Annotated in this window: 21 protein-coding genes; 8 read left to right on the top strand and 13 right to left on the bottom strand. The window is 37.1% G+C overall.

The window, feature by feature from the left end:
* Window positions 1-23 precede the first annotated feature (23 nt).
* The 4 genes from H4J61_RS09460 to H4J61_RS09475 all read left to right on the top strand — a co-directional run bounded on the left by H4J61_RS09460 (window position 24) and on the right by H4J61_RS09475 (window position 5,375).
* On the top strand, window positions 24-1,712 hold the full coding sequence (locus H4J61_RS09460) for a phosphoethanolamine transferase (protein WP_182184874.1): 1,689 nt from the start codon (window positions 24-26) through the stop codon (window positions 1,710-1,712).
* On the top strand, window positions 1,712-2,077 hold the full coding sequence (locus H4J61_RS09465) for a diacylglycerol kinase (protein WP_182184875.1): 366 nt from the start codon (window positions 1,712-1,714) through the stop codon (window positions 2,075-2,077). Before H4J61_RS09460 ends, H4J61_RS09465 begins: the two co-directional genes overlap by 1 nt.
* Before the next feature lie 380 nt (window positions 2,078-2,457).
* Complete coding sequence (locus H4J61_RS09470) at window positions 2,458-3,183, top strand: ABC transporter substrate-binding protein (RefSeq protein WP_182184876.1); 726 nt, start codon at window positions 2,458-2,460, stop codon at window positions 3,181-3,183.
* Window positions 3,184-3,404: 221 nt separating this feature from the next.
* Window positions 3,405-5,375, top strand: a complete 1,971-nt coding sequence (locus H4J61_RS09475) for an LTA synthase family protein (RefSeq protein ID WP_182184877.1) — start codon at window positions 3,405-3,407, stop codon at window positions 5,373-5,375.
* Between the two features lie 602 nt (window positions 5,376-5,977).
* Here H4J61_RS09475 and H4J61_RS09480 read toward each other — a convergent pair.
* The 5 genes from H4J61_RS09480 to H4J61_RS09500 form a co-directional block, all read right to left on the bottom strand.
* Window positions 5,978-6,274, bottom strand: coding sequence for a hypothetical protein (locus tag H4J61_RS09480; protein WP_182184878.1), 297 nt, complete (start codon window positions 6,272-6,274; stop codon window positions 5,978-5,980).
* A 1-nt stretch (window position 6,275) separates the two neighbouring features.
* Window positions 6,276-6,611 carry a hypothetical protein gene (locus H4J61_RS09485; RefSeq protein WP_182184879.1) on the bottom strand — a complete coding sequence of 112 codons (336 nt, stop codon included), beginning with the start codon at window positions 6,609-6,611 and terminating at the stop codon, window positions 6,276-6,278.
* Between the two features lie 72 nt (window positions 6,612-6,683).
* Window positions 6,684-7,154, bottom strand: coding sequence for a DUF2846 domain-containing protein (locus H4J61_RS09490; RefSeq protein WP_182184880.1), 471 nt, complete (start codon window positions 7,152-7,154; stop codon window positions 6,684-6,686).
* 490 nt (window positions 7,155-7,644) lie between these two features.
* Window positions 7,645-7,986, bottom strand: a complete 342-nt coding sequence (locus tag H4J61_RS09495; protein ID WP_182184881.1) for a PDZ domain-containing protein — start codon at window positions 7,984-7,986, stop codon at window positions 7,645-7,647.
* A gap of 189 nt (window positions 7,987-8,175) precedes the next feature.
* Window positions 8,176-8,667, bottom strand: a complete 492-nt coding sequence (locus H4J61_RS09500; protein WP_182184882.1) for a hypothetical protein — start codon at window positions 8,665-8,667, stop codon at window positions 8,176-8,178.
* A gap of 384 nt (window positions 8,668-9,051) precedes the next feature.
* Between H4J61_RS09500 and H4J61_RS09505 the strand changes: the two genes are divergently transcribed.
* Window positions 9,052-9,405 carry a site-specific integrase gene (locus tag H4J61_RS09505; RefSeq protein WP_182184883.1) on the top strand — a complete coding sequence of 118 codons (354 nt, stop codon included), beginning with the start codon at window positions 9,052-9,054 and terminating at the stop codon, window positions 9,403-9,405.
* A gap of 163 nt (window positions 9,406-9,568) precedes the next feature.
* On the opposite strand, the gene H4J61_RS09510 is transcribed toward H4J61_RS09505, so the two are convergent.
* From H4J61_RS09510 to H4J61_RS09530, 5 genes are all read right to left on the bottom strand, one after another.
* Entirely contained in the window at window positions 9,569-9,985 is a 417-nt protein-coding gene (locus H4J61_RS09510; RefSeq protein WP_182184884.1) for a GFA family protein, read from the bottom strand.
* A gap of 236 nt (window positions 9,986-10,221) precedes the next feature.
* Window positions 10,222-10,980 (bottom strand): sulfite exporter TauE/SafE family protein, encoded by a 759-nt coding sequence (locus H4J61_RS09515; RefSeq protein ID WP_182184885.1) that lies wholly within the window; start codon window positions 10,978-10,980, stop codon window positions 10,222-10,224.
* 42 nt (window positions 10,981-11,022) lie between these two features.
* Complete coding sequence (locus H4J61_RS09520; RefSeq protein ID WP_182137850.1) at window positions 11,023-12,303, bottom strand: TRAP transporter large permease subunit; 1,281 nt, start codon at window positions 12,301-12,303, stop codon at window positions 11,023-11,025.
* The gene (locus H4J61_RS09525; RefSeq protein ID WP_182137849.1) at window positions 12,300-12,821 is read right to left on the bottom strand and encodes a TRAP transporter small permease subunit; all 522 of its coding nucleotides are present in this window, start codon (window positions 12,819-12,821) and stop codon (window positions 12,300-12,302) included. Before H4J61_RS09525 ends, H4J61_RS09520 begins: the two co-directional genes overlap by 4 nt.
* A gap of 60 nt (window positions 12,822-12,881) precedes the next feature.
* Window positions 12,882-13,961 carry a TRAP transporter substrate-binding protein gene (locus H4J61_RS09530; protein WP_182137848.1) on the bottom strand — a complete coding sequence of 360 codons (1,080 nt, stop codon included), beginning with the start codon at window positions 13,959-13,961 and terminating at the stop codon, window positions 12,882-12,884.
* 197 nt (window positions 13,962-14,158) lie between these two features.
* On the opposite strand from H4J61_RS09530, the gene H4J61_RS09535 reads away from it, so the two are divergent.
* Window positions 14,159-15,565: a cache domain-containing protein gene (locus H4J61_RS09535; protein ID WP_182184886.1), complete on the top strand. Its 1,407-nt coding sequence runs from the start codon at window positions 14,159-14,161 to the stop codon at window positions 15,563-15,565.
* Window positions 15,555-16,214 (top strand): response regulator transcription factor, encoded by a 660-nt coding sequence (locus H4J61_RS09540; protein ID WP_182184887.1) that lies wholly within the window; start codon window positions 15,555-15,557, stop codon window positions 16,212-16,214. Before H4J61_RS09535 ends, H4J61_RS09540 begins: the two co-directional genes overlap by 11 nt.
* Before the next feature lie 308 nt (window positions 16,215-16,522).
* On the opposite strand, the gene fghA is transcribed toward H4J61_RS09540, so the two are convergent.
* Together fghA and H4J61_RS09550 are read right to left on the bottom strand one after the other, a co-directional pair.
* Window positions 16,523-17,374: an S-formylglutathione hydrolase gene (fghA, locus tag H4J61_RS09545; RefSeq protein ID WP_220461235.1), complete on the bottom strand. Its 852-nt coding sequence runs from the start codon at window positions 17,372-17,374 to the stop codon at window positions 16,523-16,525.
* A gap of 125 nt (window positions 17,375-17,499) precedes the next feature.
* The gene (locus H4J61_RS09550; protein WP_220461236.1) at window positions 17,500-18,630 is read right to left on the bottom strand and encodes an S-(hydroxymethyl)glutathione dehydrogenase/class III alcohol dehydrogenase; all 1,131 of its coding nucleotides are present in this window, start codon (window positions 18,628-18,630) and stop codon (window positions 17,500-17,502) included.
* Window positions 18,631-18,851: 221 nt separating this feature from the next.
* On the opposite strand from H4J61_RS09550, the gene H4J61_RS09555 reads away from it, so the two are divergent.
* On the top strand, window positions 18,852-19,718 hold the full coding sequence (locus H4J61_RS09555) for a LysR substrate-binding domain-containing protein (RefSeq protein ID WP_182184888.1): 867 nt from the start codon (window positions 18,852-18,854) through the stop codon (window positions 19,716-19,718).
* Between the two features lie 607 nt (window positions 19,719-20,325).
* On the opposite strand, the gene H4J61_RS09560 is transcribed toward H4J61_RS09555, so the two are convergent.
* Window positions 20,326-24,342, bottom strand: a 4,017-nt coding sequence (locus H4J61_RS09560) for an Ig-like domain-containing protein (protein WP_182184889.1), incomplete at its 5' end; no start/stop codon positions are given.

The raw sequence follows: 24,342 nt of genomic DNA on the forward strand, positions 1-24,342 counted from the left end.
ACACTTGTTAATAGGTGTCTCACATGAATAAATTTATCGCGTACTTTAAAAACTTAACACTAACAACCAACCAGTTGTTATTCTTCACTTGCTGTTATATTGCACTGATATTGAACTTACCTTTCTTAGTAAAAACAGCGGGCGTAATTACCGCGTTAGATAACTATAATCTGTTGTTTTTAATGTCACTACCCATATTTTTACTCTCTTTAAGTATTATAATTCAAGGGGTTTTTTCATTTCGATGGCTAACCAAACCGCTACTTATTACGACAGTGATGATTTCATCTTTGATATTTTATGGCACCATTACTTACGGTATCGTGTTTGATTACGGTATGGTGCAAAATACTGTTGAAACCGATTCAGCCGAAGCCTTATCTTACGTTAACCTTTACGCCATCTTATTTTTCTTGATTTTTGGTGTTATCCCCTCACTGATCATTTATACGATTAAATTAACTTATAAGCCTTTCTTGACCGAATTGTTAAGCCGAGTAAAAATGATCACCCTTAGCTTTGGCGCAGCATTTTTAATTGCCAGTGTATTTTATTCAAATTATGCTTCGGTTGGCCGAAATAATAAAGAACTGCTGGGTTATGTTACACCGTATAAACTGCTAGATGCGTCATATAAATTTGTCAGAAATCAGTATTTTTATCCACCTTTACAATTTAAGGTCTTAGACACAGCGCCTGCAATCGTTCGCGATAATACTCGCCGGCATGTCATGGTAATGGTGTTAGGAGAAACAGCGCGTGCACAAAGTTTTTCACTGAATGGTTATGCTAAACCTACCAATCAATATACAGAAAAACAAGGGGTTATATCTTTTTCACAAATGAGTTCATGTGGAACAGCTACCGCAGTTTCGGTACCCTGTATGTTCTCAAGATTAAACAAAAATAATTATGATAAGCGTATCGCAACTGCTCAACAAAATGCCATAGACCTGATACATTTAGCCGGTGCTGACGTTTTATGGATCAGTAATAATAATGGTAGTTGTAAAGGTGTTTGTACCCGAGTAAAAACTGAACAAATTGAACCTGATAAATCTAACCCCTTGTGTGATGGTGAGTATTGCTATGATGAGGCGCTATTAGCCCCATTAAAAAATAAACTAAAGACATTAAGCAATGACAACACCCTCATTGTATTACATATGATCGGCTCCCATGGGCCAACCTATTTCAAAAGGTATCCAAAAGAAAAAGGTGTCTTTACACCAGACTGTCAACGCAGTGACATTCAAAACTGTAGCCAAGAGCAACTGATTAATACTTATGACAATACCATTGCTTATACTGATCTAGTACTCTCAAAAATTATTAATGAATTAAGTGGCTTAGATAAAAAAGATGACATTGAAACATCTTTACTTTATATTTCAGATCATGGTGAATCACTGGGTGAGAATGGGGTATATTTACATGGTTTACCTTATGCGTTTGCACCTGAAGAACAAACCCACGTGCCCATGATCTACTGGACGGATAAAATACAAACTGACTTTAATCGCCAATGTTTAAATGCTTTGGCAAAATCGCCGATAAGTCATGATAATGTTTTCGATACCTTATTGAGTATCATGTCGGTTAAAACTACAGCTTATCGCATTGAAAGTGATCCCTTCATTGATTGTAAATCGCAACAGGCGATAGCCCGCACCACAGTATCAACCTCATTAGAAATGGAGCTAGCAGACTAGTGTTTGACAATAAAAATAAGCCTAAGGGCATCCAAAGAATAATATTAGCCTCATTGAACTCATTTAGAGCTTTCAAATGGTTATATCAAAATGAATCTGCATTTAGGCAAGAACTGTTACTGCTGTTTATTGCTATACCGGTATCTTTTATATTTGATATAAGCGCCAAAGAGCAAGTTACCTTAATACTTGCTGTACTCTTCATACTATTTACCGAGATCATCAATACCGCAATTGAAGCTGTGGTAGACCGTGTAGGCTTAGAGATTCACCCTTTATCAGGTCTTGCAAAAGATTTAGGCTCAGCGGCGGTATTTATTAGTCTTATTGTCGCCAGCAGTATTTGGCTAGTAGTATTACTTTAAAAGCTGATACGTTAATAAAAGGGTTGCAGTAGCAGCCTTTTATTAACGTAATTATCTGGCTGTGATGAACAGACTATTATTTAATAATTGCTTTCAGGCGACCAATAAACCTAGACAATAAACCTAGATAATATACCTAGATAATGACCTTATTTGAGTAAAGCAGTTCAGTGCTATTATTTAAATTTAATCGGGCTTTAATCATATTTAAACACTCTATTCAAATCTATATTTCAAGCCACTATTTTAAGCCACTAGTTCGAAGCTATAATTTGAAACTATATTTCCAAACTATAATTCCAAACAATAATTACCTTATACTGATTTCATATGTTATGTTGTTTAGTGCAATATTTATCTAATGAGATTTGGTTTTATTGATGTTTAAACATAATGCTTGCTACAAATTTACTTTAGTTATGTTACTTACCTTGCTGATACCAAATCATTCATTTGCCGCAGTAAAAGCATTAACTTGTGCTACAACTCATTATCCTCCTTACACCATTTTTGACCAATCTAACGACCGCTTTACTGGTTTAGATATGGCCATCATTGACCCTGTATTTAAACAACTTAATTATGACGTCAAGATAGTTAATATACCTTGGGCTAGACTTAAAAAAGAAATCAAAAAAAACACCTATGATTGTTATTTCTCCTTAGCAAAACTTAAAGACAGAGAGCAATTTCTAGAATATTCGAATAAACCAACGCATATCAGTAGGATATCGATATTTTACCCCGAAAATTTACAGACCACTGATTTATCAGGTAAAAAAGTTGGAGTTTATCGAGGTATAAATTTTCATCAAGATATTCTCTCGTTTAACAGTTTACGAACTTCTGATTTTCATGAACTACCATCAAACGAAGTGCTTTTTCAAATGCTGAGTCTTAAAAGACTTGATGCAGTCGTGACCAGTAAAGTTGTTGGGAAATATATTTTACAAAATCAATATGTCGATTTTAAAGTCAAGGTTTTAGACATAGCCGAATACAAGTTACCCGTATATTTAGCCTTTAAAAAAGGTGTGATCGATATAAACCGTGTCAATACAGTACTGTTAAAAGTAATAAACTCACTTAAGCCTGTCCCTAAATAATATAATTTTTAAAATATTCTCAACCCTCATTTTCCAAAATTCTATGCTAAGTATTTATTGCAAAGTAAATACAAAATAAGTAGATTAAGCCTTAGTCAACCTGTTTTTCGTTAAAAAATGTAACAATTGTAAATAACATAGCGCGCTTTCAGTTTAAATTAAGCGTCTCTTAAGTTTCATCTTTTAAAGTAGCAGCGTCCTCTATTAGCGGTATTGAAACGATGTTTAAAGCTACACTTAATTTATTACGACCTTTTGTCTTATTTTTCTTACTATTAATGTTGACACTTTTCATTTCTAGACTGGGCTTAGGTCTATGGCAAATGCAGCGATTCGATACGTTTAATAGCTTTCTAACCTTATTTTTAAATGGTTTTAGAATCGATTTAAGCGCATTAGGCTATTTATTAATTTTACCTGCCATAGTCCATCCATGGTTTATGATTTCCGGTTATCAAAAAATATGGCTAAAAGTATTAAAGGTACTATTTTTCTTCATTTTTATCAGCGTACTATTTTTTGAATTAGCCACACCGGCATTTATTCATGAATATGGTTTCAGACCGAATAGACTATTCATTGAATACTTAGCTTATCCTAATGAAGTAATGAAAATGTTGTTCAACGGTCACTTATTTACCTTAGTTATGGTTCTCACCTTAATACTTATTCCAGGTAAATTGTTTTGGCACCTGTTAGCTAAACTGATCAATACAAACCAACCTCGACGTTCGGTATCGTTTAAGTCAGCGACTCTTTCATTTGTTACTTTATTTGTCGTACTTGTGCTGTGTGCCAGAGGCACTGTTGGACATCGGCCAATAAATCCGTCGTTAGTTTATTTTTCTACCGATCCCTTAATAAATTCGTTAACACTAAATTCTATCTATAGTGTTGCTCATGCCTATAAACAGTTAGGTAATGAAAAAAATGCCTCAAAGCTTTATGGTGAAATGGCCACTGAAAAAGTCATTGCCATTGTGCAACAGGAAACCGGTTTAGCACCACAAGCATTTACCCATCTCATTCAACCCTCTTTGGCTTCTCGCGCACCTACTTATCAAGGTAAAGCTAAAAACTTGGTTATTATCTTAGAAGAAAGTTTAGGTGCTCAGTTTGTCTCATCGTTGGGCGGGCTTCCTCTTAGTCCTGAAATTAATAAATTAAATAATGAAGGCTGGGCCTTTAAAAATTTATATGCCACAGGTACACGTTCTGTTAGAGGCATTGAAGCCGTAATTACCGGTTTTACACCAACGCCTGCCAGAGCAGTAGTCAAACTTGATAAATCACAGCATGGCTTCTTCACTATTGCGAGTTTACTTGCCAAACATAATTACACCACACAATTTATTTATGGCGGCGAAAGTCATTTTGACAACATGAAAAGTTTTTTCTTGGGCAACGGCTTTAGTGATATTGTTGATTTTAACGATATTCAAAACCCTGCGTTTATTGGCTCGTGGGGAGCCAGTGATGAAGATTTATTCAAGCAAGCCAATATTGAATTGACCAAGTTAAACAATAGCGACAAGCCCTTTTTTAGTTTTATTTTTTCGTCTAGTAATCATGACCCTTTTGAAATTCCACCAGGCGTTATAACCCCTATTGAGTATACAGCAGAGCAACTAAGCCAATATGATGAGAAGGAGTTATTACGTCACAAAGCTATCCAATATGCCGACTATGCCTTAGGTAAATTTATCACTAAAGCAAAGCAACAGCCTTATTGGCAAGATACTATATTTTTGGTGGTTGCCGATCATGATGCCAGAGCATTTGGCAGTGATCTTGTGCCCATCAAAAACTTTCATATTCCAGGTGTTATTCTCAATTCATCAAAGCAGCAGTTTTCTGACGAAAGAGTTGTCAGTCAAATTGATTTAGCGCCAACACTTTTGTCGTTAATGGGCGTGACAAACCATTCACCTATGCTGGGCCATGATTTAACCAAACCAGAAAGTTCAGGACGAGCTATGATGCAATATGCTGAAAATTTTGCTTATATGGAAGACGATGAAGTGACGATACTACAACCACAAAAAGATCCGTTGAATTTCAGTTATGATTTTGATGAAAAAAAACTATCGCCAACAAAGCTTAATCAATCATTGTCTGAAGTCGCTTTAGCACATGCTTTATGGGGTAGTTTAGCTTATGAACATGAATGGTATGCCAGTGAATATGATTAATAGCTTGTCATCTCTACTATCAGTAAAAATTCAGCCACTACTGCTGATGCGTTGCCAAAGCGGAAAAATGTTCTATAAGCGAGTGGCAAGTTTTAAATGTTTATACTTTAAACCTTGATGCTTTACCTGAATGCTTTAAAGGTTACTGCTTTAAGAGTGCGACAAACGCTAAGCCCAATATTTATGGCTTAGCGTCAAAGACCGTTAGTTTAACAGTTCTGTAATTTATCAAGCTAGTGCTTAGCCAATGACCTGATATCATTCCCGGTCGGTGACTCATGCACTCTCAGTGAAAAAGCGGGTAACACCGCAATAACATGATCGAAAATATCTGACTGAATATCCTCGTAAGCATTCCAATTTCATTAAACCATTACAAATTCAGCCAACAATTGAAATAAGTAAATAAGCACAAAAAACAAGGCTAAAAAGGCAGTGTAAAATATGATTTTTATAATTGTTGTGTCTACATTGCCTAAATTCGCCAAGTCGCTCTAAAAACATGTAGCCCTGTTAAGCAGAAAATTACAGTTGGCTAAAATGTGCGAGGTACAGCGCGAGCCAACTGTAATTTGTCCAACTTTAACAGTTTTTTATATTTTTTACTTACAGTTAGTTGATTCCACTGCATAATTAACTGTGTGACCAATTAAATATTGATTAGCAATATAAGCATTAACTTGTTTTTCACACCACTGCATTGCATCACCTTGGCTTTCATAACCGTTACCACCTGCATTCCAGCATTGTTTTAAGTCATTGTCACGATCAGCGGTAAATATAGCTTGAGAGCTAGTAATTTTACAAGATGAATATGTAGATTTAGATGAACCATCACCATTACTACCACCACATGCTGATAAAACAAAAATAGCACTTAATATGAAAATTTTTCTCATTTTATTCTCCTTGCACATATTGGTTAGTAAATGATTCAGTGATTACTACACGAGACTTACAAGGAACCTCAAAATATTCGTGGTCATTGTTTTTAATTTGAAGCTCAAGCTTTTCATAACCTGAACATTCAAATTTAATACCTGATGCAGAATCTAAATTGAAATTTTCACCATAAAGGTCTATTTCAACTTTTTCACTTGAAAGGTTTTGGATTGATAAAGTTGATAATTCTGTTTTATAAACTTCGACATTTTCTATGGGGGAACTGTATTCACTTGCGATTACAGCTATGGATGACAGACCTAAAATTAGGGCTGACTTACTACTAAGTTTCATTATAACTCCTGTTTTTAGTGAAACTAAAAAATGCACAAAACGTGCACAAAAATATAACGCCTTGCTAAGCAATTACTGTAATGTAGAGCTACAGTTGCCACTTATAGCCATAGCTAGCCTTTGAACTTCGGATTTACCTGTGTCAACATTAGCTAACTGAAGATCAGCCCCCCCCACAAAAGCACCCATTTTAATATATTGCTCAACAAAATATAGTTCACCATTTTTAGCCTCAATGGTTAGTTGATTTGGAGAAAATTCTGATTCAGTGGATATTTCAAGTTTGTCATTTCCTGGTACTTCTTTATAAAAGAATACACCTTTTGCTGTTTGCCCCACACAATCGGTACCAACCCAGACATCTTTTTTTAAGGCAGCGCCTACAAAAGTATCCTTACGATAAACGTAAATCCCTGCAGTATCTTGAGAAGGTGCACTGAATTTTTTTGCTATATTTGCTTTTTCTTTAGATTCCATAGGAACAGAAGAACAACCCGCTAATACTGCCGTAGCGACTACGGTTGCTAGTAATACCTTTTTCATTAAATATCCCTTTAAGATAATAGTTAGAAGAGCAAAATGCTCTACTTTTTGATTTAATTGCCTAACGCTTTAATAAGAGGCAAAAAATTATTTGCTAAGAAAGCGAGCAAACAATTTTAATCCTGCTTTATTGACTAGTTATATGTTGCGTAATGGAAAACACTGAAATGACCAAAAAAATCAAAGTTTGTTGTGTGGACTGAGTAGATTTAAAAATTTATCACCACTTTACTGCTAACCGTGAATTTGAGCCGTTTATACAAAAACTGATTAAGCGAAAACAGAAGCAGAATTTATAAAACCTAGAGGGAGTTGAACGATGTGCACTAAATCCATTTAGGCGAAAACTGTGTAACCAAAAATACAAAATATTCTATGTCGCTCAAGTTACCACAAAAACGAATAAAAACAAGCACAAACCTAAAAGATAACTAAAGCAAGTGGCGATAGTCAACTGTTTTTTGTACTTGTTTAATTTCTTATTCGGTTTTTACTCACCTACATGAATTTTTAGCAAAACTTCACTGCCATCTAAATTTTTAACTAGCAATGATAATACTTCACCTGTTTCTTTATCCATTAATTTTTTGGCTTTATCCGCTGGGCAGCCTGGGATTTTACAACCATCAAGTTCAAGAACTAATTGACCAACTTTAACTCCAGCTTTTTCTGCTGGAGATCCAGAATTAACTTTATCAATTTTAAACTCGGTTATTTCAGGACTAAAGAATCCATCAACTGACACACCTGCGGCAATCCCAATTTTACCTTCTGCGAAAGCTGTAAATGGTAAAAACAAACTAATTAATATAATCTTTCTAATTGAATTCAAAAGCCTTACTCCTTTAAAAACCTAACGAGCTTGTAGCATAACTCGTTTATTATGAATTCCCCCTAAAAATCGGGGTACCAAATGCATTACCTATATCGAATAAATTGTCTACAGCGCGATACAGGAACACAAAAATTTAGTGATTTCGGCTGAATTAGTTACTCTACAGTCTCAACACCTTGCTATGTGCTAAAACTGATAACCTAGCTGAAGAAAAGAACCATATCGTCCGTCATACTCAGCATTAGTGGCATGAAAAGATATCCCAAAAGTAGCACCTGATTTATTTATACTATTCATAAAGTAGGTATAGCTTACACCTGCCCCATAGTAGTTATTTTTATGGAATGAATATTGATTATTTTTGAAGGTAGCATACCTCTCCTCACCCAACATGCCGGCATAAATACCAAAGCCATGATTGTTTGTTTCAAAGTCAAATAAGTCTGCTGTAACCCAACCGACACCAAACCCGCATTCAGCACCACTAATGGAGCCATATGCGGTGCAACCAGCTGAAAAATATTTAAAATCGTTTTTTGAAACCAGTGCGATATTTGCACCTATACCACTATACATAGCACCCATACCAAGGCCGACAGAGTAATTTTTAGTTTGACTATTTTCTTCAGCAAAACAACCAAGAGACAGCATAGGTAAGAGTAAAATTAATTTGTTCAAAGTATATCCTTATTTTGAATGATAATTACGAATGCCAAAGTGACATTTGCACATAACAGCTTATTATGGGTAGTCTTACTAACCCCGCACCATAATTAACACTTTATTTACACTAATATCCCATACTTACAAGGTATTAGAAACAATTAACACAAAGAATATAATACTAATGAGGAGATTAATAAGACGTCTTACTACTCACCTCTCTTAGCAGACGAAAAATAAAATACTTTATCTTCATATAGTTAAATTATTTCCTTTCATCATATGTGTAATTAATACTGCATTACTAAAACGTTGTAGTAATACAACTTGAAGAGATATTTTATTTTTATTTAACCATTTACTGTAGCTGTACAAGTATATAGCTGAAGGTTTTTTATTATGTTTGCCTCTCTATTGTTAGAAAGTATTCGCACTATTATTTGTACTATGCATGACAGCATTCAAACTGAAAAAACCTATTGGCATTGGATAAAAAATTTAATTTTTAATAACAAACGCCACGCTAACAATATTGGGGAAGAAGAGGTAAGTCATTATCTAACTTACTTTGCTGTCGATAGAAAGGTTACTTCATCTGTACAGAACTTAGCACTTTGCTCTAGCGTTTTTATCTACCAACATGGATTAAAAAGAGAATTAACGTTATTAACAAACACCGTCAGAGCTAAGGCAGCAACGAGAGTCCCAACGGTATTATCTAATGATGAGGCATTGACAATTATTAATGAATAATAATAGAACAAATATTAAGACCGTTTTTGGTTAAAACGCCTAACTAATGATTCTAACATAATGAATTTATTAATAAAAAACTATAATGAATAGCCCAAGCATTAGGGATATTACCCTCATGGTTAACCACGTTAGAGCATAAGTTGCGCCTGATTGGATAAATCTAAAAAGGCTGTTTTTCGAATGTTTTAGCTCCACTGGGGATCTGGCACCAACTGAGCTTTTCACTGACCCAAACATGAGCCGATGGTTTAAATATAGTGGCGTCTGCTAAACTGATTGGTTTTAATTTTAATTTGATCGTGCTTAAGTCATCTGGGTTGTAATGATAAACTCTATTCCCGCAAGTTGAGCAGAACTTTGCGTTATTTCTGTTACCACTATCGGCGATTCTACTCCATTCATTTAACTCACCTTCAAACTCAATAGCATTTGACGCAATAATGGCTGTAACACTAAATGGGCTAGTAGAGAGCTTTTGGCATTCCGTGCAATAACAAGCCCACACCCTACTAGGTTGTTCATACAGTTTGTATGTTACTTGCCCACATTGGCAGGAGCCTTTAATAGGATATTTCATACGCTAATTATTCCTCATTCATAGCAATGCCGCTAAAGGTTTAATGCTTGTTCGACACATTTTTCGACACTTTATCGACAGTAAGTGCACTTGTAATAATACTGACATGCATTCGTAGGTCTAATTTTTTTATTTAAAGTACATGGAGGACAAGTAATAACTGATCTAGTATTCTAGTGCTCATTAAACGCTCAAGCTTATGGCGTTACCTTGCATATATCATAGCGTACTGCATGCTAATCTAGGTACAGCACTGCAGCGCACGCCAATAAAGTCATTATTAGTATAAATATTTTCAATAACTTAGGTTCTATGTTTATTGATATTTTAACCGCTATCCAAGCGCCGATGATATTACCCAAGGCCAATGCTAGGCCCGGTAACCAAAGAATTAAGTCTTGATAAATAAAAATTCCTAAAGCGCTTAAGGTAAATGCTAGCGTACACACTAATTTTAAAGCATTGGCTCGCACTAAATCGTAATGAAGAGAGCCCGCAAGCGCAAACAGCAAGATAAAACCCACACCTGCTTGTATTAATCCGCCATAAAAGCCCGAAATAAACAGTATTAGCCAGGAACTGGGTGTTGAACGAACAAGTTTAGGGGCTGTTTCAACATTGGGTAATATTATACTAGGCACCAAAATCATCACCAACGACATAGCGATCATTGAGCCAAGTAGCACATATTTAAGGGTTTGCGCTGACATCACTAACGCAGCCAATGCACCAAATACACCACCCAGTATAGTTAAACTTAAAATGGCAGGTAAATCGTGGCTTGCTAACTTGTTATATTTCTTAAAACCAGCAATGCCTGATACTGATTGTAACAGCACACCCACTCGGTTAGTCGCGTTAGCTATGTCAGCAGGCATACCCATTATCATTAATGCAGGAAGAGTTAAGTTAGAGCCTCCCCCTGCTAATGTGTTGATAATTCCCGCAATAAATCCTGTTATTGTCAGTAATAAATAAAACCAATATTCACTCACTCAGATAAGTCCTTTAGTTCTCTATAGTGAACTCGCTAACTGTTATGTAATGATCAGGTATCCAGGTAACAATAAAACTAGCGATAAAATAACTAATTGCATTAGGATAAATGGAATCACACCTTTATATATGGTTAGCGTTTTTATTGATTTAGGGGCTACCCCCTTTAAGTAAAACAGACTAAAGCCAAACGGCGGGGTTAAAAATGATGTTTGCAAATTCATCGTAATAAGAATAGCAAACCAAATTAAGTCAATATCTAATGCCATGGCAATGGGGGTTAAAATTGGCACAACTAAAAAAGCAATTTCAATAAAATCAATGAAAAAACCCAGTATTAATATCGCCACCATTGCAGATAATATAAATGTCCATTGACCACCAGGAAGATCCATGAAAAAGTCTTCAACGATAAAGTCACTGCCTGAATAGGTAAAAACCATTGAAAAAGCCGTAGCGCCAAGCAGTACAGCAAAGATCATAGAACTCACTTTTACCGACTCTTTTGAAACGTCATTGATCATTTTAAAAGAAAACTTACCATAGCATGTTGCCAATATAACTGCGCCAACAGCCCCTATGGCCGATGACTCTGTTGGCGTAGCAATGCCGCCAAATATTGACCCCAACACTGTGATGATTAATAGCATTGGCGGCACAATATCTTTCAAGGCTTGAATTAATAATTCCTGCTTACTTTCTGTCACTACCATAGGTGGACAAAATTCTGGTTTTATTTTTCCTAGCACAAGAATGTAAAGCGTATACATCAAAATCAACAAAAAGCCTGGCAATATCGCCGCTTTAAACAAATCTCCCACAGGCACGCCCATCACATCACCCAATATAATCAAAATAATTGAGGGGGGAATAATTTGTCCTAAGGTACCCGAGGCGCAAATAACGCCAGTAGCGGTTGGTTGATGATAATTATTTTTTAACATTACCGGTAGAGATATCACTCCCATCGCCACAACGCTTGCACCAACAACACCTGTTGATGCCGCTAATAGTGCTCCAACGATAATGGTTGAAATAGCCAAACCACCCGCTACCTGACCAAATAATTTTGCCGAAGACTCTAATAATTTTTCAGCAAGGCCTGTTTTTTGTAAAACAATACCCATGAAAATAAACATAGGAATAGCCATTAGCGTGGTATTTTCCATAATGCTCATGATGCGGTATGGCATAAAGGCGAAAAGATCTGTCCCTAGGCTGAGAACCCCTACAATAAGGGAGATACCCGCAAACGTAAAAGCCACTGAATAACCAAAAAACAGGAACATTAACGCTACGGCAAATAAAACTATTCCAGTCATTTTTGCGCCTCTTTAAAATTGGGTTTAGTCATTAATGCTTTCACTTGAGTTAACACGACATAGGTAATGCAAAGCACTAAAAATAGCGAAGAAAGGGGAATAACACTGCGTATTATCCAGCGATGTGGCAGGCCACCAGGGTCGCCACTACCTTCACCAATAGCATAAGCTTCATAACTATAATCCCAACCAAAATAGATTAATACACAAGCAAATGGCAGCGCCAAAAACAGCGATCCTACAAGATTAATGATGGCTTTTTTCTTGCTGGATAATTGATCATAGACTATGTCTACTCTTACATGTGCATCTTCTTTAAGGGTGTATCCGATACCAAACATAAACATTGCAGCAAAAAAATGCCATTCAAGTTCTTGCATACCAATACTGACGTCATTGAAAAAGTATCGTAATACCACGTCATAGAAAACATTTAAAATCATCAATACCATCAGCAGGCTACATAGGTTTCCTACCGTATCAATGATTTTTCTTAATAGGTTAATTAAAGTATTCATGTTGTCTCCACACATACCTAACAATGGCGGCTAGGTATGTGTGTGATGGTTAGAAGTGAATTATTTCGAATCAAAGTTATCGAGGTAAGCGCGGTCTGAAAAGTTAGTCCAGGCACGTACTTGTTTCTGATAAGTGGCAATTGAATCTAAAATCTCTTTTGTTTTAGGATCTTTCTCCGCTGCTTCTAGCAAAAGTTCATCGTTTGCTTGCTTAATTGCTGCCATAACAGGTTTTGGAAACGATCTAATTTTTACATGAGGGTAATCTTCTTGAATAGTCGCCAAGTTTTTACCACTTTCATGCATCGACTGAATGTACATATCGTAAGCAGCCAGTTTCATTGCTGCGGTTAGAATTTTTTGCAAGTCTTCAGGTAACGAATTATAAGCTTCTGGATTAACCATAAACTGCAGTTCTGTCGCAGGTTCATGCCAGCCAGTATAATAATAAGGCGCTATTTTATGAAAACCCATTCTAAGATCAAGCGATGGGCCAACCCATTCTAATGCGTCAATAGTATTTCTTTCTAGCGCCGTATAAAGTTCGGCAGAAGGAATATTAGTCGGTTTAGCCCCTAGCTTAGCAAGTACTTCACCAGCAAATCCAGGAATGCGCATTTTTAAGCCTTTAAGATCTTCAACAGTATTAATCTCTTTACGAAACCAACCCCCCATTTGATTACCGGTATTACCGCCCGGAAATGACATGATGCCGTGTTTGTCATATACCGACTTCATTAATTCCATGCCGCCGCCATGGTAGAACCAAGCATATTGCTCAGGTGCCGTCATACCAAAAGGAAGCGTAGTGAAAAACATCGTATTAAAGTCTTTCCCTTTCCAATAATATGATGCCGAATGTCCCATTTGATATTGACCATTTTTAACAAAATCGAAAATACCAAAGGCTGATTTGTGTCTGTTTGAAGAATCAATGCGAATGGTTAATCGCCCATTTGACATTTCGTCAACCAAACGAGCCATATTTTTTGATGCGTCACCAAATATAGGAAAATTAGGCCCCCAAGTTTCGGCTAATTTCCATCGGTATTTTTTGTTATCGTCAGCATCAGCATTTGCAAATCCAGAGAATGCAACTGACGCAATGAATAATACTTTTAGTATTGAGGTTTTTAACATGTTCACCTTTCCACCTATTAGTCTATTTTAAGCAACCCATTGTTGCGTAAGCAATCAATTTTCACATAATAGCCCGTAAGGAAGTATTAGACTTCTTTACTAGGTATTACTACCTAACTATTTATCTGTGATAGAAATTTAGTGCTAATTTTGCGATGATTAAATTTTTTATCTTAATATTAATAAAGGCTGTTGACATGAGAATTCCATCACGGATGTTTTATCTTGCCATAATTCAGGTTATTTTAACCTCTTTTATTATCTATTATTTCGTTTCTAGTCAATATCGTGAATTGTCTGATCTCAATGTTAAAACACTGGAAACTTTCCTTATTACCCAAAAAGAACAAGAATTAAAAAACTATATAGCCATTGCACTTTCATCGGTCGAACATATGACTGAGTTATCAGAAGATAAAAAAGACCTGGTTAAAGTTGCGGTGGCAAACATCTTTAAAAATATGCTATACAACGGAGATGATGGCTATTTTTTTATTTATGATGATAAAGCCATCGCCATTGTTCACCCTAAACAGCCAGATAGAGTTGGGGAAAGTTGGTGGGATTTAGAAGGTGAAAATGGCGATAAAATTATTCAAGTTTTATTGGAAAATGCTCATGCTGGCGGAGGATTTTATCGCTATGACTGGCTGAAACCGTCAGGAAAAGTGAAAGCGCCCAAATTGGGCTATTCTGTTTACATTGATAAATGGCAATGGATGTTAGGCACTGGGGTCTATTTAGATGACGTTTACTCACAACTAAACAACTTACATCAAGAGATTGATTTACATATAAATTATACTAAAAAAATTATTTTGATTGTGGCGCTTTCTTCGATATTTTTTATATTTTTATTTGGCATTGCCGTTAATCTAAGTCATAAAAAAAGAGCTGAAGCAAAAATTAGTGAATTAGGTCAACGGATCATTGATGTGCAAGAAGAAGAAAACCGGCATATTTCAAGAGAGTTACATGATGGAATTATTCAAACCTTAATTTCAATTAAATATTCGCTCGAAGCCACTACTTTTTTTCTTCGAAAAAACAAACAAGAAAAGCCAGCATCACTTAAACAGGCGGAAGATAACTTAGGCTTTGCTATCCAAGAAGTGCGCAGAATATCTCATCATATGCATCCCCAAATATTAGACGAGCTAGGTTTGTCAGCCGCCATTGAAAACCTGAGTCGCGATTTCGCTAAACAAACAAATATTGAGATAAAAGTCAGCAAACCATCATTAAAAAAACTGTTACCCGATTTTATTAATACAACGCTTTACCGCGTAGTGCAAGAGTCACTCACCAATATTAAAAAACATGCTGGCGCTAAATGCGTATTAATTGACATTTCAATACAACAAACTTGGCTAACCTTGAGTATAAAAGATGATGGTGTAGGCTTTGACGTAAACGCGATAACGAAACAGAAACACTCAGGTATCGGCTTAAGAAACTTGGCTGAACGTGTTGAATATCAGCGGGGTCAATTTCATATTAGTTCGTCCAAAACCGGCACTGAAATAACCGTTAAAATTCCAACGAAAAGTTTTGCAAATTATTTTAATCACTTAAATCGAGCAGTAAAACAAAATGATACATGATAATAAACCACAAAAAAAAATATCAGTTTTATTAGTCGATGATCACCCTATGGTTCAAGGGGGATTGTCTGCTTGTCTGGCTTATTACGATGATATCGAAGTCATAGGCGTAGCCCATGATGGTAAAGATGCACTAAATAAAGCTAAGGAGCTTAAACCCAATGTTATCTTGATGGATGTCAGTATGCCATTAATGAATGGTATTGATGCAACAGAGATTATTACCGAGCAGTTGCCCGATACTAAAGTGTTAATTTTTACTATGCATAATAGTTCTGAGTTTGTTCACAGCGCCATTCAAGCAGGCGCTTCAGGTTATGTATTAAAAGACACTTCATCAGAGGAAGTTTATTTTGCAATAAAAGCGGTCACCAAAGGTAATACCCACTTTAGTAGTTCGATTGCAAAAATGTTACAAGAAAGTCCATTGAAAATGGAAAACGATAAGTTAACTACACGTGAGCAAGTTATTCTCTCATTTGTTGCACAAGGTTTTTCCAGTAAAGATATCGCTAAAAAGCTCGACATAAGCTTTCGTACTGTTGAAGCTCATCGTCGCAATATAAAGGCTAAACTCAATATAGAATCACTGGCTGATCTTGTTCGCTTTGCGATTAACCATGGCTTAATTAATAAAGAAGGAGAATGAGAATGAGAAGAGGGTTCAGAAGATAGCGCATAATAGGTTGTAAAAGAACAAGTATAAGCTAAAAAACACTACGTTTTTAATGGTCATCAGTAAATTTAATGCAGATATTCATTGGCTTTGCCCCGAAAGATACCAGGCTATGAAACACTCTGGCTATCCTAATATTAAGCTGTTAAACAACAGCTAATACTTCATGGTAGTAGCCCTATCGATATAAGAGTTAGCTTTTTACTCTCTAAATAAAGCAGAAAAAACTCAGGTTAATACCGGAAAAACGGCCGCCAAATCGTGCAACGGCCGTGATGCTGCTATTGGGTAAAGTGCTCGGCATGAAAGCGCAGGTGCTCTTCAATAAATGATGAGATAAAGTAATAACTGTGATCATAACCTTCATGAATAGTTAACTCTAATGGATAACCATTATCTTTAGCTGCCGCTACTAATGTTTCAGGCTTTAACTGCTCAACTAGGAAGTTATCCGCACCGCCTTGAGCCACTTTAGCTGGAATAAACGCCGTGGCTTTGCGCATTAATTCACTGGCATCATGATTGCGCCAATCAGCTTTGTCTTTACCTAGATAAGTGGTAAAAGCTTTTTTGCCCCAAGGCGCTTGCACTGGATTACAAACGGGGCTAAATGCCGACATTGAGCTATAGCGTTCAGGATTTAACATCGCAATAGTTAATGCGCCGTGTCCACCCATCGAATGACCACTAATAGCGCGTTGATCTGACACTTCAAATGCCGCTTCAATTATCGCTGGCAACTCATTAACCACATAATCGTACATCTGATAATGACGATTCCAAGGTGCTTGGGTGGCATTGACATAAAAGCCTGCGCCTTGACCCAAATCATAACCTTCATCATCGGCAACACCCTCGCCGCGTGGGCTAGTATCTGGAGCAACAATAGCCATACCTAATTCGGCAGCTATACGCTGTGCACCAGCTTTTTGCATAAAGTTTTCATCACTGCATGTTAAGCCTGAAAGCCAATACAACACCGGTACTTTTTCGCCGTTTGATACTTGCGGCGGCAGGTAAATAGCAAAGCGCATAGTACAATTCAAGATTTTGGATTGATGGCTATATTGTTTCTGCCAGCCACCAAAGCTTTTATTTACACTTACATTTTCTATTAAATGCTCAATTGTCATGGTACACCTCACCATATTCCCCCTTTTGTATTTACAGCTTATGCTGCAAAAAAGGGGGAATAAAAGTTATATTAAGATAGTTTGCAATTTATTTTTAAGATAAGTCACAGCGAGTAAAATAAAGCTTACTTATCAAAGTGAATAACACTGCGAATACTTTCGCCTTTGTGCATCAACTCAAACGCATCATTAATATCTTCAAGTGCCATAGTATGAGTAATAAAATCACTTAATTTGAATTCACCTTGTAAGTAGCGTTCTACGTAATCAGGTAATTCAGTACGCCCCTTAACACCGCCAAATGCCGATCCTCTCCATACTCGCCCAGTCACAAGTTGGAACGGACGGGTTTTTATCTCTTGCCCTGCACCGGCAACACCAATAACGACTGACTCACCCCAACCTTTATGACAACACTCTAGAGCAGAGCGCATTAAGTCGACGTTACCCACACATTCAAACGAGTAATCAACGCCGCCATCAGTTAATTCAACAATCACGTCTTGAATCGGCTTATCGTAATCTTTCGGATTAATACAATCAGTAGCACCGAGTTTTCTGGCTAACTCAAACTTACTTTCGTTAATATCAATTGCAATAATACGGCTCGCTTTCGCCATAGTTGAGCCAATAACTGCCGATAAACCAATACCGCCAAGACCAAAGATAGCAACGGTTGCGCCCTCTTCAACTTTCGCCGTATTCATCACAGCGCCCATACCCGTAGTAACGCCACAACCTAATAAGCAAACTTCTTCTAACGGTGCAGTTTTATTCACTTTCGCTAAAGAAATCTCAGGTAATACCGTGTATTCAGAGAACGTAGAGCAGCCCATATAATGAAAAATGGGTTGGCCGTCTTTATAAAAACGCGTAGTGCCATCAGGCATTAGCCCTTTACCTTGGGTTTCACGAATTTTTTGACAAAGGTTGGTTTTTCCCGATAAACAAAATTTACATTCGCCACATTCTGGTGTGTATAAAGGGATAACATGATCGCCCACTTGTACACTAGTAACACCTTCACCAATTTGTTCAACAATACCACCACCTTCGTGGCCTAAAATAACCGGAAAAATGCCTTCTGGATCTTCTCCTGAAAGCGTGAATGCGTCGGTATGACATACGCCTGAGGCGATAACTTTTACTAGCACTTCGCCTTTGCGTGGTAACATCACATCGACTTCTTCGATAGATAATGGTTGCTTAGGTCCCCAAGCAATAGCCGCTTTTGATTTAATAAACTTGTCTGACATATTTATGCTCACCTTCAATTGATAGATATTTCTATTTTTACTATTAACTGTAGTTTAATACATTCTTTTAGGCATGATAATACCACTAGAATACAATTCACTTTTACCAGCTGGTAACAATAATAGCCGTAATCTGCTATTACTGACGGCTATTATAATTGTTTCTTAAAAAGTGATAATATAGTAATTTATAAAAATATTTGTACATATAGGTAACAATTATGCAATGGGAAGGGATTAGCGAATTTGTATATGTCGCCGAAAATGAGAGCTTCACACTGGCCTCAAAAAAAATGGCCATATCAACTGCGCAAGTAAGCCGTCAAATAAGTGCGTTAGAAAAGCGCCTAAATATAAAGTTATTTTACCGTACTACCCGCAAAGTTTCTTTAACAGAAGAAGGACGGGTTTTTTATCAGCACTGTCGCAGCGTACTTGATGGCTTAGACGCAGCAGAGCGTGCAATCACCAATCTACAATCAAAACCTCAAGGTAAAATTAAACTCACCGCGCCAGTAACCTATGGTGAAAAACAAATATTGCCGCTCGTGAATAATTTTGTAAAGCGCTATAGCGATGTTGAAGTGTCGGCTTACTTAAGTAACCGACAAATTGATTTAGCCGAAGATGGTTATGATTTAGCCATTCGTCTGGGCAAATTAAGTGATTCGTCGATGATGGCAAAAAAATTAGGTAAACGAACCAACTATGTTTGTGCCTCGCCACGTTATCTCGACAGTCATGGCATACCCCACTCAATATCGGAGCTAAGTAAACACAACTGTTTATTGGGCACAGCTGATTATTGGCACTTTAGAGAATTAAACAAAGAAAAAAGTGTCCGCGTCAAAGGTCGATTACGCTATAACAGTGGTCATAGTTTAACCGATGCTGCACTCAAAGGCTTAGGCATAGTGCAATTACCCGATTATTATGTGCAGCAACATCTACGAAGTGGTGAACTGATCTCTTTATTAGATAATTATCGTGCTCTTGATGAAGGTATATGGGCAGTTTACCCGCAAAATCGTCATTTATCCCCCAGAATAAGGCTACTGGTGGACTACTTGGCTGAGCAGTTAGTTTAATCTGTTGGGTTTTTCACAGCGGTTTAATGATACTCATTTGCTATAAATAGCTAAACATACCTAAACATAAATGCTAGCGACTCAATAGCGCTGTGATTACAAAAAGCAACCGATGTAATAACCGCAGATTAAGCTGACTAACTTCGCTGATATTTAAGTGGTGACTTTCTTAGATTGCTTTCTTTGATAGCTACAATTTTTGCATTGCTATTAGAAAACCTGTTGCGTAAGCCCTATTTGCAATAAAACCATCCATATTGATATTTATTTGGATGGTTTAGCTTAATAATGAATGCCTTACAGATTGGGCTGGGTTACTTAGACACTTTTTAAATTCAGTACTTATAACTACTTTTTTATATGTTGCGCAATTGTATTTTAATCACAACACTAACATTTACTATTGCGGTACCAGAGTAGAAAGTGAAACAGGTATTTGTAATATATGCCTCTACACCTGTGTTTGAGAAATAAAATATACACTCTTTGATAGGTGTATTTTACTTAAATCTATGTTTTTAGTTTTTAAAATCTTCATTTTACACTCAGCGCATACAGTTTGCCCGCATGCGAGATTAAGTGCGAAATAAGTATTTTAAATTAAAGTTTAAAATTCATACGTCAATCCTAAATAGGCGATATCAACATCATTAACATCAAGCGCATAACGCTTAATGCCAGCATTAACTCCCCACGCCTCATCTATTTTATAAGTGCCTTCAATGCCATAATACATATCTATACCATCGTTATCATGATCAATGCGTTGGTCTTCATAGGCACTAACAACATCACCGTCCCAAGTTAACAACCCAAATAGAACAGAGGCATTATATTGCTCACTTTGTAAAAAATGATAGTGACCATTAAGTCCGACCCCTTTAACTAAAACAGGTACAATTTTAGCAACACTTTGGTGATACTCACTAGCGATAAGCGTATCCCCCGTGATTGATAAAGACCCTTCACCCATATCAACATAACTAAGTGTTACACTCCAATCTTTGGTGATATTAGTCCCTACACCTATAGACCAGCTTGTTGCTTTATTATCAATATGAGTAATAATCCCAACAGGAACTTGCTTAGAAATCCCTGAAGTTTTTGCTTTACCTTGACCAAGTTCAGCTTTAATGAAAATGTCGAACTTTGCTGCTTGAGCAGCATAACTACTAAAAATTATGCTAAAGCTAAGCAGCCCCCATAAACTAAAGCATTGCACTAATGTTTTACCTGTTGCTGTTTTAGACATCACTAAAGTGCTTTTTCGTCGAATAAATAGCATTACACTTCCTAACAGTAAAATGATTGACCCCAAACTACCGCCACTCGATTTATTGGTAATAATAATGGTTTCATAAGCATTAACTGTGACCGCAACTTGCCCCTGACTTTCACCACCATTATTATCACTAATGTGATAGGTAACGGTATCAACACCGTCAAAACTATCAAGCGGCGTATAAACCAGCATGTTATTGCTGATAATGATACCACCTTGCTCTGCACTGACACTTATCAAAGTTAATTCGTCGTTATCAACATCAGTGTCGTTCGCTAGTACATCAATAGTTATGGCTGTTCTATCATCCGTAGTGGCACTATCATCTACAGTAACAGGCGCTGTATTTTCAATAACGTTGACAGCTACATCACCAAAGCCTGTACCATTGTTGCCGTCACTCACACCATAAATGATGGTCGCTAAACCAAAGAAGTTAGCGTCAGGTTGATAGTGTAATTGTTGGTCTACAATCGTCACATTACCAAAATCAACAATTGCACTGGTAATACTCAAACTGTCTTCATCGCTATCTATATCATTAGCAAGCACATCAATTGTCACTGATTTATTTTGTGTTGTCACAACCTGCTCTGACATAATTTCTGGTAAGGTATTGTTGTTGTTAAAAACACCAACACCGCTAGGGTCCACGATACGACTATTAGCAACACCATCATCATCATTTAGGCCACCATCTTCTAGCGTTAACTGCACACACCAATGGCCAGCGGTCAACCCGAGGGACCAACTATCATCATTTGGCGCAGGACAGTATCCAATTTCGCCAGCGGCTGATGAATAATAATTATTAGTATCTACTACAAATTCAACCCAAACCTTATCTGACGTTAATTTACGATAAATAGCATTTTCAGGAATAGGTAAGCGTTGTGGTAATACCAGACTGATACTTTGTCCTGCAACAGGTAATCCACTTAAGATAAAGTCAAAAATACCGCCAACATTTATCGCTTCATTATCATTGATAACTTCATTTACACTCAGTAATAATGCACCAGACTGGTTACTCGCCGTATTAATGCCTCGGCGTAAACAAGTACTTGGCTCAGTCTCAATAAGGTATAACTCATGCTGACTTATTTCTGAAGTTTGTATATTACAACGACTATTATTGTTATCTAAGTAATCAGCAATACCGTCATCATCTATATCACCATAGCCTTCAGCATTATCAGGAATTAAGTCACCGTCGCTATCAATATCAGTTAATGTCGGTAATGCCTCAACAATATCAAGGTAGACAAATACTACAGTGCTTAATGGCGACTCACCATTATCGGTGACGTTAAGTGATAATGTTTGCTGACCTGTTGCTACATTTGTTGGGTCAAAGGTAAAGCTTGTATCCTCTGCATCACTGTCAACTAATACACCGCTAACACTCGTCCAAGTGTAACTATGGTTATCGTCATTATTAGCATCAAATACTTCACTGGTAATAACCACTTCTCCTAAAGTTTTATCAATCAGTGTCCGTTGTTCATTATCTTGAGAAACCGTAATACTTGCTTGTGGCGCAAGATTACCTTCAGTAATGGTTAAGGTGAATACTGACTTCGCACCTAAATTAACATTATTATCAAGGGTGATAACAACGACTTCATCGGCTTCAACTACCCCATCACTAAAGGTATCAAATTCGATATAGCCCAATAAACCAGAATCAATGATAAGCTCACCTAATACTAAGTCATGGTCATTACTATCCGCATCACCACTTACAGAGTAAGGAACGATGACAGGATAAGTCGGTGACTCACCATTTAAGTGAACAGCGACTTTATAATGAGAACCCTCAGTACCTTGGCTGTCTACAGCAATATTAACTAATGGCTGAACGGTAACACGCTGCGTAACAACTCGCTTAAAGCCATCACTGTCTTGCGCTTGCCAATAGACCAAGTTATTACCTGGGGCAAAGCGTGTAATGCCATCAACAAGAGAAACAGGCACTGAACCACCTTCACTGTTAATAGCGGTAGCAACACCTAAGTCAACCTTAGTAAATAAAGCCGTCGCATTAATATCAATATCCTGAGGTAGAGTAATAACAGGCAGTAAGGCATCAATATGGTTATCAAAAACAAGTGTTACGTTTGCTTTACTATCATCGTTATCCTTAACGGCATTGCCATCGCTAATAGCATACTGTAATTTAATCTCACCTTCGAAAACACCTTGTATTTGAAAAATCAATTCTCCTACTTCGATGCGCGTATTACCAATAGCGCTATTAGCATTAATAATGCTCAAAACATCGCCATCAACATCGCTGTCATTATTTAACACATCAAGGTTATAACGTCCGTTTTCACTATAAGTAAGAACAATTGTGTCATCTTGAGCGACAGGTGCATCATTAACAGGGTTGATCGTTAACTCAACAGTTACTGGCTCAGAATCAGTTTCTGCATCCATTGCTTTATAAGTAAAGTTATCCGTGCCGTTGAAGTTTGTATTCGCTGTATAAATCCATATATTATCAGTTGATTGAACTAAAGAACCATGTACTGGCTCAGTCAAAATGGCATAGGTTAATTCATCTTCATCAAAATCCTCGGCAGATAATATGATGGTTAACTCGCTATCTTCTTCAAGTGATAGAGTTTGTGCATCAGCCACAGGAGCTTCATTGGTATTAGTCACCGTAATGGTAAAGGCAAGCAAACTTCCTACGGTATTAGCACTATCAGTAACACTAATCACAATATCTGCATAATCTGCAGCATCTGTTCTCGAAGGAGTGCCGGTTAATGCGCCGGTTAACGCGTTAAACGATGCCCAACTAGGTTTATTAGTAATACTAAAGGTTTGGGTATCACCAATATCATCAGTCACCGTTGGGGTAAAACTATAGGCGTCCTCTTCAGCCACCGTTGTTGCTGGAGTACCTGTTATTACCGGCGCATCATTGGTGTTTGTCACTTTGATAGTAAAGCCCGCTAAGCTTACTGATGCATTCGCAGCATCGGTCACACTAATGATAATACCACTAGTTATACCAACATCCGCATTAATGGGTGTGCCCGTTAAGGCGCCTGTTGAAGTGCTAAACGTTGCCCAGCTAGGTTTATTGCTAATGCTAAAGCTTTGGGTATCCCCTGCATCAACATCAGAAACTATTGGAGTAAAGCTGTAGGCAGTATCTTCAGCCACCGTTGTTGCTGGCGTACCTGTTATTACCGGCGCATCATTGGTGTTTGACACTGTGATAGTAAAGGCCGCTAAGCTTACTGTTGCATTCGCAGCATCGGCAACACTGATGATAATACCTGAGGTGGTACCTATATCGGCTTGAACTGGTGTGCCGGTTAACGT

The organism is Colwellia sp. MB3u-4 (assembly GCF_014077065.1).
Lineage (GTDB): Bacteria > Pseudomonadota > Gammaproteobacteria > Enterobacterales > Alteromonadaceae > Cognaticolwellia.